Raw genomic sequence first — 12,044 nt, forward strand, 5'->3', positions numbered from 1 at the left:
TCACTCAGTATAGACTGTATCAATATTGACTGATTACTGTCTAAAAATTGATTAAAAATTGCTATTAATTAAAATCTGGTATTAGGATGTTTCCGTTTTAATGTTTATCTTAATTATCTATAAACTAATCAGGTAATTATGGCAATCATCAAAAATGGCGTTAATGGGACTGTTTCCGGGAAAGCAGGTTCTGTTGTGTTTGTCTTAACGAAAACAGGAAATTATGTGCGTTCTCTCCCTCGCGTTAAAAAACGGGCACCTACACCTGAGCAACAGCTCAGTAGAACACGCTTCAAAATTGTGAGGTCGCATATTAGTATGTTAAATTCCGTTATCAATATTGGTTATAAGGCATACAGCTATCCTAAGCGGGCATATGATGTGGCGATGTCTTATAATTTGAACGAAGCACTTATTCAGAAAGAAGACGATTTTGTAGTTGACTGGCAGAAATTTATGATTGCCAAAGGAAGCCCGAATCCCATCACTTCCTACACGATGGATTTCGATCAAGAAAATCAAGTGATTCGCGTTACTTGGGAATATGATGTCTATCTGGAGAAGAAGTTTAACACCAGGTCTTACGATTCCTTCTTAATCCTGTATAATGCAGAAGATAATGGGGTTGAATATCCACTTTTGATGAACGACTCGAAAGACAGCTTAATATCTGGCAAACAAAATGTTAAAATCCCGAAACATAAAAAGGAAGTGACGTATGAAGTGTTTATCTTTTTTGTAGAGAGCTATGGTGGTGGTAATACAGACAGTATGCACTTGGGTAAGATAAAGGTTTGAGCGGTATCAGGTGTCATTATCCCAGGGTGAATGTAAACTGGAGGTACGACCTTTGAAACAGATTTAATAAATTAAAGAAACCTGTTGTGCATTAAGATTTAGGGCTATAAATAAGTTGTTCATTACTCTAATAATCAGTAAATTCTTTTTACGACAAAACGATTTAGAATGAATAACCTACTCGTAAATTATGAAAGAATATTGGGAATTTTAAGAGTAATATCAATAATTTAAAAATTAGCACTATTTAAAATGCACAACGGGTTATCGCTAATTATATTTCAATAGGATAATCTAGACCTAAGTCTTGTTGTGGAGCTCATGCTATTTTTATGATTTTTTCAGGGGAATTGTCATTTCAAATTCAATTGTAATAAAATATATTACAATATAAAAAATCTTCTTAACTTTGTTGACGATATGAATAATACAAGATTTTCAACAGCTATACATATATTAACATTGCTGGCTGATAGTGGAGAAAATTGGGTGAACTCGGATTGGATTGCAGGTAGTATTAACACGAATGCTGCGATGGTGCGGAAAGAACTAAGTGCATTGCAAGATGCTGGCTTTGTCATAGGACGTAAGGGCAAAGAGGGAGGTTCTCGGTTAAATAAGCCGAGTAGCCAAATTTCATTGGCAGATATCTATGTGGCAGTGAAGAATACTGAAGTGCTAGGTAAAAAGAATTTGAATACGAATCCGCAATGTCCAGTCGGTAAACAGATTAATAAGGAGTTAGATCAGCTCTATTCTGATACCGATCAGTTGGTGATTAATTCGTTAAAAGGGTTGACATTGGAAAATTTCGCGAAGAAATTTCGTTAGTTTTTTTTGCTTTTAAATGTAACAAAATTTATTACAATATAGAATTTATGAAAATAGGAATAACAGGTGCAACTGGACATCTAGGACGTCTGGTAGTGGAAAAATTAAAAGAAAAAACTGCAAGCAGCAATTTAGTTGCATTAGTGCGTGACACTCAAAAAGCTCGTGACTTAGGTATCGAAGCACGCTTATTTGATTATAATAAACCGGATACTTTGGTCGAGTCATTGAAAGGAATTAATCATTTATTATTGATATCAGGAAATGAAATTGGACAGCGTCAGGCACAGCATGAAAACGTTATCAAGGCTGCAAAAGAGGCGGGAGTAGAATGGATTGTATATACGAGCCTTTTACATGCTGATACATCTTCATTGGTATTGGCAAATGAACATCTATTAACGGAGGAAATTCTAAAATCATCTTGTGTGCCTTTTACTATTTTGCGTAATGGTTGGTATACTGAAAATTATACCGCTTCTGTTCCTACAGCAATACAAAATGGTGCATTATTTGGTAGTGCAGGAGAGGGGAAAATAGCATCTGCAGCGAGAGCTGATTATGCTGAAGCTGCAGCAGTAGTTTTAACCAGTGCAGATCAACAAAATAAGGTATACGAGTTAGCAGGTGACTATGCTTACACCTTAGCTGAGTTGGCTGAAGAGATTTCAAATCAAACAGGGAAAGTTATTCCTTATAAAAATTTAAGTGAGTCAGATTATGCGAAAGCTTTAATAGAAGCAGGTTTACCTGAAGGATTAGCAACTGCTATCGCAAGTTTTGATAAAGGAGCTGCAAATGGTGATTTGTATGATGATGGAAAACAGTTATCTACTTTGATCGGTCGTCCAACAACTTCGCTGACTACTGTTGTCGAAGCAGCTTTAGCGGGATAAAATTTAGCGTAGTTCTAAAAAAGAGGAGTATCAGAAATGATACTCCTTTTTTATAGAACTACTTCCTATATCATATTCATATCGTATCCTATTTGAGAATATTTTATAAATTGCATAAAAAGATTCTAGAATGAGTACAAAACAAGATCAGATTAAGCATTGGTCCCGTGTTGAATATTTGCACGAAACTCATACCAATCCCAATATTCATATTAAGGGGAACACAAGTTATTACAGCAACGCCTGGACTGGAAATTTTGAAGAATGTGTTGTTCGTTATTTGTATGGAGATGTGTACAGTTTAAATCAATGGGAACCTGCCTGGGTTATAGATCAATTATATATTGGTTCGTATGTGTGTATTGCAGCTGAAGCTGTAATATTGATGGGGGGAAATAATACGCATCGTTCTGATTGGTTTAGTTTATATCCTTTTGTTGAATCTATCGTAGAATCGTATCAAAGTAAAGGAGATACTATAATTGGCGATGGTGTTTGGATAGGGATGCGTGCCATGATTCTTCCGGGTATTCAGATTGGAGAGGGCGCTATTATTGCTTCAGGAGCTGTTGTTACAAAAGATGTTGCACCCTATAGTGTTGTTGCAGGAAATCCGGCAAAGCATATTAAGTTTAGGTTTCAATCGGATACGATTATTTCATTGCGTAATTAAAAAATTTATGATTGGGATGAGGCGAAATTTAAACATTTACAGTCATTTATATGTGGAAACGATATTGAACGATTGATAGAGGAAGCATGCAAATATGAAGCCTCCCTGTAATGTTTAGTTTGAAAACAATTTAAGAAATTAGAGGTTATTTGTTTTTTTGAGATTATTTTCTTGTAGCGTTAACATAATTTGTAAAAATTCATTTTTCTTAAAAAAATGATTCTCTTCCAACAAGTGGTTATAGTTGGTGATAACATTAAATAAAACTTCTAGGTTCTCATCTTGATATTGGTCAAAAGTGAAATATAGAATAAATTGGATATATTTTAAGAAAGGGAAAATTTTTATAATTGTACGAACATGAGCTAGCAGTATACAGCTTGCAATAAATTACGGAGATCAATCTGAGTAAAGAAATAGTACGAAACATATTATTGGACCTATTTTTTTGTATATTTATTCTAATAAAATGAGCGATAATTTCTTGAATTTTATTCCTAATTGAAATCCTAAATATGAAAAAAGTAACTGGGCTTGGAGGTGTGTTTTTTAAATGCGAGGATCCTCAAAAGATGAACGACTGGTATGCCAAGAATCTAGGTTTGGAAGCTGGTGAATATGGAGCAACTTTTAAATGGCGCGAGCTTGATCATCCATCGGTTAAGGGGGCAACAGCATGGTGTACATTTCCTCGTGATTCTGAATATTTTAATCCTTCTGTAAAGCCCTTTATGATCAATTACCGCGTCGAAAACCTTGTTGCGCTGGTTGAGGAATTAAAAAAAGATAATGTCACTATCGTAGATGAAATTTCGGAGTATGATTATGGGAAATTTATTCATGTATTAGATCCTGAAGGTAATATCATTGAACTCTGGGAACCCATAGGGGATATGGAATAGCATCGTCAAATAAAATAATAGTATGAAAAGTACCGCTGGACACGATGAACGAATAGCAAAAATGATATTTGCATCGGTTTATCCTCATTATCTCGAAAAAGTTGAAAAGAAAGGTAGAACAAAAGAGGAGCTGCATCAGGTTATAAAATGGTTAACCGGTTTTGATGAACAACAGTTGCAGGATCAAATTGATCAGAAAGTAAATTTTGAAACATTCTTTGAAAATGCAAATCTTAATGTTAATGCCAATCTTATTACTGGTGTAATCTGTGGTTATCGTGTAGAGGAAATTAAAAATCCTCTAACACAGAAAGTTAGATATCTCGATAGGATAATAGATGAATTAGCAAAAGGGAAAAAAATGGAAAAAATTTTGCGACAAGTTTGTTAATTATTTGTATATTAGATTGTTGTAAATGATTGTTGTTTCTTTATTTTATTGAAGCTAACTCAATATATAATAAGTAAAGCCGTTTGCATTCGTGTAGACGGCTTATTTTTTTAATAACCTGACTTGATGTTAACAGTGATTAGTAAAAAATAATTTTAACTTTACAGTTGGTCGACCGACTGTGATTGCTTGCTATTATCAATAGTAAGCAATCAAAATGAATGAGGATATATAGATAGGTTAACTGTTATCTATTCTTCCTAAAATATCAGAACATAAATGATTTAAATCTCATGGGAAAACTCTTACAAATTGCATTCTTTTCATTACTATTTACTATAACTGCTCATGCACAAAGTATAGAGGGGTTAAGAAAAAATATTCAGCAGATCATGCAGAACAAAGATGCTGTTGTTGGTGTAGCGATAAACGGCATTAATCATAGTGATACATTGGGTGTAAATGCCGATAGACGACTTCCTATGCAAAGTGTTTTTAAATTTCCATTGGCGATTGTCATGTTAACAGAAATCGATAAGGGTAATTTTAAACTTGATCAAAAGATAGAAATTACGAAGCGTGATCTTACACCAGAAATTTGGAGTCCAATTCGGGAAAAATATCCTACCGGAACAACGCTTACGATAAAGGAAATTCTGGAATATACAATCACTTTAAGTGACAATGTAGGATGTGATGTTCTTTTAAAACTTCTCGGCGGACCTCAGGTTGTAGAAAGCTATTTCGTAAAAAAAGGATTTAAGGATATATCGATTAAAATTAATGAAAAGACGATGCAAAGTAATTGGGATAAACAGTTTTTGAACTGGTCAACACCCAAAGAAATGAATCGAATTTTGCAGACCTATTATGTGAATAAGAATAATTTGCTTTCGATGCCGATGTATGATTTTTTGTGGACAACTATGAAGTCTACTAATACAGGTCTTAAACAATTGAAAGGACAACTTCCTGATCAAACAGTTGTAGCACATAAGACTGGCTCATCTGGAACTAATAAGAAAACTGGAATAACGGCTGCACTCAATGATGTTGGAGTTGTTTTACTTCCAAGCGGTGAGTACTTTGTGATCAGTGTCTTTGTAACCCATTCGAAAGAAAATCAGGAAACGAACGAACGTATTATTTCAGATATAGCTAAAGCGGCTTGGGATTTTTTTACAGGAGCTAATCAATTATAGTAATACTTCTGGATCAGTTGTTCCTTTTTTTATCAGATCATCAATACTTTTCAGTGTTCTTTGAGATATTTGTTCTAATGCTTCCTTTGTGAAAAAAGCCTGATGGGCAGTAACCAAAACATTAGGGAAGCTCAACAATAACTGAATGGTGTCATCGTCAATAATTGTTGCCGATAAATCTTTAAAGAAAAGTTTCTCTTCTTGCTCATAAACATCGATACCAAGTAGGCCTATCTTTTTAGTTTTTAATGCTTGTATTGCATCATTGGTATTAATCAGATTACCTCTGCTCGTATTGATTATTGTGACACCATATTTCATTTTATCAATAGATTCTTTGTTAATTAGATAATGGTTGTCAGCTGTAAGAGGGCAGTGTAGCGATATGATATCAGATTCCATAAAGAGTGTTTCCAATGCGACATATTTTACACCTAGGTTAATCAACGTTTCATCAGGGTATAAATCATACGCAATAACCTCTGCTCCGAATCCCAGCGCTATTTTAACAAATGCCTTTCCTATTTTACCGGTTCCGACCACACCAATTTTCTTTTGGTAGAGATTGAATCCCAATAAACCGTTTAATGAAAAATTTTGTTCACGTACACGATTATAAGCCTTGTGAGTTTTGCGGTTCAAAGTAAGTATCATTGCCATAGCATGTTCAGCAACAGCCTCTGGTGAATAGGCAGGAACCCGACAAACTTTGATGCCAAATTCTTTTGCAGCCTCAAGGTCTACATTATTGAATCCCGCGCATCTCAAAGCGATGTACTTAACTCCTTTTTTTGCAAGAGTTTCAATGACATTTCTATTTAGTTTGTCATTTACAAAAACGCATACTGCATCTTCATTTTCAATTGCATTAACGATATGAGGTCCTAGATGTGTTTCAAAAAAATGAAGTTCAAAACCATATTTTTCATTTTCTTTTTCGAAGAATTCTCGATCGTATGGCTTGGTTGAAAAGAAGGCTATTTTCATAACATATATTTTATATAAACTTAAGTAAATTTGCCAGTATCTACAATGATTTCATTAAGTTAAATGTCACTACTACTATCAATTCCCTTTTCAATCGATACTTTTTAAAAATTCCTAAGTATATTCTTATGTTTCTTTGTTATTGAAACAGTAATTTGAATATTTTTTTTCTATGGATACATATATATTCAATTATTGATCTTTTTTTTATTCTAAAAGGCGATTAAATTGATTTATTTAGATATTTTATGGTTTTAAATTCTTTTAATAATGGTTTAAATAAAATTTACTAGCCCCTATAACTCTGTTTAGTGTATGATTTTATTTGTTTTTAATCAATTGTAACATAATTATGAATAATTGGTATTAATAGCTATCTTAGTTTCGGCACTAACCTAAGATATGTCTAACCAAACCTTGATCTCTACCGCAGAATTTGAGCGTATTTATGAAAAATGGAACCGAAAAGTCTATCAATATGCTTTAAGCAAGACTTCTTCCACTTATATTGCCGAAGAAACTGTCCAACGTGTATTTATCAAGCTTTGGAATAATATTTTTCAAAAGAAAGTGCATGTGGAAATAGAAGCTCAACTATTTTGCATTGCTCGTACCACACTTTTGGATATTGTGAAAGAAGAAAGGAGGAGGCAGGATCTATTGCATCTAAAAGTTGAAACTGATCAAGTCCCCACACCGTCAGAGTTATATCGCTTAAAGGAACTGAATGAACGGTATGAGGACATCGTGTCAAGAATGCCAGAATCTAGAAGAAAGGTGTTCATGATGAGCAGGTTCGAAAATTTGACTTATAAAGAGATCGCAGAAAGATTGTCGATTACACCCAAAACCGTTGAAAATCATATCGCTTTGGCATTAAAAGTTTTGAAAAAAATGTTTGTGTTTATCATTCATTTATTTTTTTAAAAATAGGCTTGGGGGTAAGTGAGGTTTCTGCCGTATTCTTATTATATGAAGATTACGCGAGAACTTATCAATCGATACCTAAAGAATCAATGTTCGGCTGAAGAAGCTGCATATCTGGAAGATTATATAGCACATTTAGGAGAATCTCTTGATCAGCTATTGTCTAAAGAAGACTGGGATCTTACTGATGAAAATTTAGATTATCCCAATCAGCAGGAAATCAAAGATAAAATATTCGCTTTTGCTAAAAAGCAAAATGTTTTAAAATATAACAGGAAATTAGTTCGCATTGCTTCCGCTGCGGCTGCTATAGTTGTTTTTATTCTTGGCTTTTATGTGAGTTTAAATCCATTATTAAATAAGCCTGCACCCCATCTTGGACAAATAGCTTCTGTTGAAGATGAGAAAGAGGAGATAAGTAATCTATATTACATAAATTCAGGCAATGACAATATGTTATTAACGGCAAGTGACGGATCTGTTATTACACTTTATCCGCAGTCAGAAATCAAATATGCTGAAGATTTTAGTACCCAGCAGGAGAGAGTGCTGTATTTGAAGGGGAAAGCTAAATTTGAGGTTGCCAAAGATAAATCCAAGCCATTTCGTGTACATTCCACCGGTGTAGTCACTACAGCTTTAGGAACGGTTTTTAGTGTTGATGAATTGCGATCTACTCAAACCCAGATCAAATTGATGGAAGGTAAAATAGAGGTGAAAGCTGTGGATCATCAGAGAGGGAAAGAATTAGTGCGAACCTTTTTGCCGCACGAAGAGATTACTTTGGATCATCGTGAATTAAAGGTTGTCGAGGAGATAAAGACTCATACAATAGGAACAGATCGAGGTGGTCATTTTCTTCAAAACAACCAGATAATCCAGTTTAAAAATATAGCCCTAGAGGATGTTTTGATAATTCTGATGCAAAACTATGACATCAAGTTGCAATACGATAAATCATTGATCAGTAATAAATTTTACAGCGGAACTTTTACGAATAAAACGAATGTCTTTGAAGAAATCATCAGGGAAATTAACTACTTACATCATGCCGGTATAAACTACACAAATCCACAATAATAAACAATTAAACCAAACAAATTATGAGCAACTTTTTATCTAAAAAGCATCAGTTTCAAACTGTGCTGCTACTTCGATTTAAAAGTCCACGTACTAACTGGCCCCTTCGACTCGGAATGTTGGGATTGCTGAGTATGGGATTTCATGTGGGGTACAGCCAGTCAACAGCTTCTGTAAGTGGAGTTGTCAGGGATGGAAGTAATAATCCCATCAGTGGCGCTACTGTAAGTATTGAAAATCTGTCTACGAAGTATAAACAGATGAATACGACGAATGCAGCAGGAACTTTTTCGTTTGACCGTATTCCAGAGGGGCAGGGATACGAAATTAAAATCAGTTTTGTAGGCTTCAAGACCAAAGTACTTAGTAACTATAATATTGATTCAAAAGATAAAGTTGCTATTACTGTTGCTCTAGAGCAAGAACAGGAAAGTTTAGAAGAGGTTGTAGTAGTTGGTTATGGAAAGCAGAAAAAAGCAAATATTACAGGTTCAGTGACTTCGGTCAATGCCGAACAATTAAAGAATATTTCGCCTTCTAACCTTTCTAATGCCTTAGCTGGACGTGCCGCAGGTATAAATGTTACAAATACTTCGGGTATGGCGGGAGCTTCCTCAAGTCTACGCATTCGTGGTAGTTTTGCAGAACCTTTGTATGTGATTGACGGAATTGTACGGGATAAAGCGGCATTCGATGCCTTGGAAGCCAATGAAGTGGATCAGATGAGTTTTTTGAAAGATGCCGCAACAGCTGCGGTCTACGGGACAAGAGCGGGTAACGGTGTTGTGGTTGTCACAACTAAAAAGGGATCAGCTCAGGAGCCTGTATTTAATGTGCAAAGTAATTATAGTTTTGGTGCTCCTACTCAAACGCTTTTAGCAGATATTACGACTGCGGCTGATGAACTGACTTATCAAAATCGGGTATCTCAATTTCTTTGGGAAAATGGCTCTAGAACAGAACCATGGGTAGCACCCAATGGACAGGCTGAGTTTGATTATTTTAAGGATAAGGACTATAGTGTTAATGATAATATCTGGAGAAACCCTTTTAGTCACCGACAATCGATCTCGGTGTCGGGTGGTGGAGACCGAATTACTTATTATAATTTAGTCAGTTATCGTAAAGAAAATGGATCTTACAAATCATTGGATCATGAAAAATTCAATTTAAGGAGTAATGTCAGTGCCAAGATTACGGATGATTTTACGATTGATGTTAATATCTCGGCCAATCAAATCAATTCCAAACGTTTTTATTGGCCATTTAGTACTTCCGCTAATGATGATGATTTTGATGTGTCAGATTTTTATCGCGTAACATTCAATTGGCCTAAAATGTATCCGTTTTATTTAAACGCAGATGGATCTCCAAGTAATTCTCCAACAGCATATCCTGTTCAGACACCCATGGGGAGCTGGCAAGCTTGGAATGTGATTGACCAAGTAGTTGGGAATCGATATATCGATCGTAAAGTTCGTCAGGTAAACCCAATCATGACGTTGAATTATAAGTTGGATAAACTCATAGAGGGCTTGTCTACAAAAGTTGTAGGTAGCTATCTCGCAGAAGATTATATGCGTAAAAGATTTATGACCTTCCAAAAGAACTACACATTTACTTCTCTGAATCCGGATGGAAATAGGTTTATACCTGCACCACCTTCAGAAGACAAAGTGAATATTTTTACTTTTAGTCAAGCACAGCCTTTTATGGATTATTCTCCTCAACGGGAGTGGGAATATCAGGTCAACTGGTTTTTGAATTATAACCGTAAATTTAATAAACATGCCATTGATGCGTTGTTGGTCTATGAACAATTTAAAGCTGGTGGAACCTATGTAACATCCCGTGCTGAAAATCCAATTGTTAGTATTGATCAAATGTTTATTTACCCGACGGATCGTAATTTTAGAGCTACAGATGCGTATGAAACAATTAATTCTAGAAGGGGATTTATCGGACGTGCAAATTATAACTATGCAGATAAATATATCGCTGAATTTTCATTTAGATATGATGGTTCGCCCTTATTCCCCGGTGATAAACGGTGGGGATTTTTTCCATCCATGTCAGCTGCTTGGCGTGTGTCGGAAGAACAGTTTTTCTTAGATATCAAAAATACGGTGAGTGATCTAAAGTTAAGAGCTTCATATGGAACAACAGGGAATGATCTTGATGTTAATGCGCAAAGGATCGGACAATTTTTGTATCAGGAAAAATATAGGCCTGCGGGTGGCTACATGTTTGGTGATCGTTATTATAATGGTATTGCCTATGGTGATACACCTACACAGAACCTGACTTGGACGACATCCAAAAGTGTTAATATCGGTTTGGATTTTGGTTTTGTAAATAATAAACTAAGTGGCTCAATAGATGTGTTTAATCGTAAGGAAACAGATATTTTAGGACGGCGTACTTTGAAAATTCCTGATAATTATGGACGGTCATTGGCTCCGGAAAACTATGCTGCTCGAAGTTATAAAGGTGGAGAGGTATCTATTAATTGGAATGATCGTGTGGGTGAAGTAGGTTATGGAATCACAGCTAATATGGGGTATGCAAAAGATCGTTGGGATGTCTATGATGAAGAGCCTGCATTTGCTGTTGGGGGAACGCGCAATTTCGAATCTCGAATTGGAAGACCTGAAAATCGAATCATCGGCTTTGAAGCTGTGGATCTTGTTAGAACACAGGAGCAATTAGATGCACTGAAGAGCAGTGGGTTTAAAACATATGGTCGTGATCCATACTTAGGTATGATTTTGTACAAAGATATTCGTGGAGCTAATTATTCTGAAAGCCCAGATGGTAAGATCGATGATAATGATCTGACGTTGCTTTCCGAAAATAATACACCACGCATCAATTACGGTTTTGGGCTAAATGCAAACTGGAAAGGTTTTTCTGTTTCAGCTTTATTGCAGGGAGTACTGGCATATGATCGTGTTATAAGTAATTTGGAAGGTGGAGGAATTCGTCAGCATGGCGGTACTTTTCGACCGTATTATCCTATCTGGGCAGGCGATGTTTGGACAGCAGATAATCCACAGGCAGATTATCCGAGAGTAGTGGGTTCCAACTGGCAGGAGTCGGGAACAGGTGCTTCGAGTTTTTGGATTCGTAATGGTGCATATTTGCGCCTAAGAGATTTAAATATATCCTATAGTTTACCGCAGTCAATTACAAAGTCGATGAAAATAAACAGTGTGAATGTATTCTTTAATGGAACAAACCTATTTGTGCTTTCTCCTATGACCGAGTTTCACGACCCGGAACAGAAAATGTATGATTCCTATCCTGTTATGAAAACATTTACCTTGGGTTTGGATGTTAAATTTTAATTGAAAAAAC

At 35.5% G+C, this 12,044-nt stretch carries 10 protein-coding genes and 1 pseudogene; 10 read left to right on the forward strand and 1 reads right to left on the reverse strand.

Features of this window, described 5'->3' with window-relative positions:
- The first annotated feature begins 138 nt into the window (after window positions 1–138).
- From HCX49_RS01145 to bla, 7 genes and pseudogenes are all read left to right on the forward strand, one after another.
- On the forward strand, window positions 139–798 hold the full coding sequence (locus HCX49_RS01145) for a DUF6266 family protein (protein ID WP_168125896.1): 660 nt from the start codon (window positions 139–141) through the stop codon (window positions 796–798).
- A 420-nt stretch (window positions 799–1,218) separates the two neighbouring features.
- Window positions 1,219–1,629 (forward strand): Rrf2 family transcriptional regulator, encoded by a 411-nt coding sequence (locus HCX49_RS01150; RefSeq protein WP_021189475.1) that lies wholly within the window; start codon window positions 1,219–1,221, stop codon window positions 1,627–1,629.
- A gap of 47 nt (window positions 1,630–1,676) precedes the next feature.
- Entirely contained in the window at window positions 1,677–2,525 is an 849-nt protein-coding gene (locus HCX49_RS01155; protein WP_168125897.1) for an SDR family oxidoreductase, read from the forward strand.
- Between the two features lie 130 nt (window positions 2,526–2,655).
- Window positions 2,656–3,309: pseudogene (locus tag HCX49_RS01160) on the forward strand (CatB-related O-acetyltransferase).
- Between the two features lie 404 nt (window positions 3,310–3,713).
- Window positions 3,714–4,100 carry a VOC family protein gene (locus tag HCX49_RS01165; RefSeq protein ID WP_132771081.1) on the forward strand — a complete coding sequence of 129 codons (387 nt, stop codon included), beginning with the start codon at window positions 3,714–3,716 and terminating at the stop codon, window positions 4,098–4,100.
- Window positions 4,101–4,122: 22 nt separating this feature from the next.
- Window positions 4,123–4,491: a DUF2200 domain-containing protein gene (locus HCX49_RS01170; RefSeq protein WP_132771082.1), complete on the forward strand. Its 369-nt coding sequence runs from the start codon at window positions 4,123–4,125 to the stop codon at window positions 4,489–4,491.
- Window positions 4,492–4,784: 293 nt separating this feature from the next.
- On the forward strand, window positions 4,785–5,693 hold the full coding sequence (bla, locus tag HCX49_RS01175; protein WP_132771083.1) for a class A beta-lactamase, subclass A2: 909 nt from the start codon (window positions 4,785–4,787) through the stop codon (window positions 5,691–5,693).
- On the opposite strand, the gene HCX49_RS01180 is transcribed toward bla, so the two are convergent.
- Window positions 5,688–6,680: a 2-hydroxyacid dehydrogenase gene (locus HCX49_RS01180; RefSeq protein WP_132771084.1), complete on the reverse strand. Its 993-nt coding sequence runs from the start codon at window positions 6,678–6,680 to the stop codon at window positions 5,688–5,690. The genes bla and HCX49_RS01180 overlap by 6 nt on opposite strands.
- Before the next feature lie 402 nt (window positions 6,681–7,082).
- On the opposite strand from HCX49_RS01180, the gene HCX49_RS01185 reads away from it, so the two are divergent.
- Genes HCX49_RS01185 through HCX49_RS01195 form a run of 3 tightly spaced genes read left to right on the forward strand, consistent with a single transcriptional unit; the run spans window position 7,083 to window position 12,034 of the window.
- The gene (locus tag HCX49_RS01185) at window positions 7,083–7,607 is read left to right on the forward strand and encodes a sigma-70 family RNA polymerase sigma factor (protein ID WP_132771085.1); all 525 of its coding nucleotides are present in this window, start codon (window positions 7,083–7,085) and stop codon (window positions 7,605–7,607) included.
- A 45-nt stretch (window positions 7,608–7,652) separates the two neighbouring features.
- Window positions 7,653–8,687 (forward strand): FecR family protein, encoded by a 1,035-nt coding sequence (locus tag HCX49_RS01190; RefSeq protein ID WP_132771086.1) that lies wholly within the window; start codon window positions 7,653–7,655, stop codon window positions 8,685–8,687.
- Between the two features lie 23 nt (window positions 8,688–8,710).
- Window positions 8,711–12,034, forward strand: a complete 3,324-nt coding sequence (locus HCX49_RS01195) for a SusC/RagA family TonB-linked outer membrane protein (protein ID WP_132771087.1) — start codon at window positions 8,711–8,713, stop codon at window positions 12,032–12,034.
- Window positions 12,035–12,044: the final 10 nt, after the last annotated feature.

Origin of the sequence: Sphingobacterium sp. B16(2022) (assembly GCF_012030425.1) — a bacterium.
Classification (GTDB): Bacteria; Bacteroidota; Bacteroidia; order Sphingobacteriales; family Sphingobacteriaceae; genus Sphingobacterium; species Sphingobacterium anhuiense.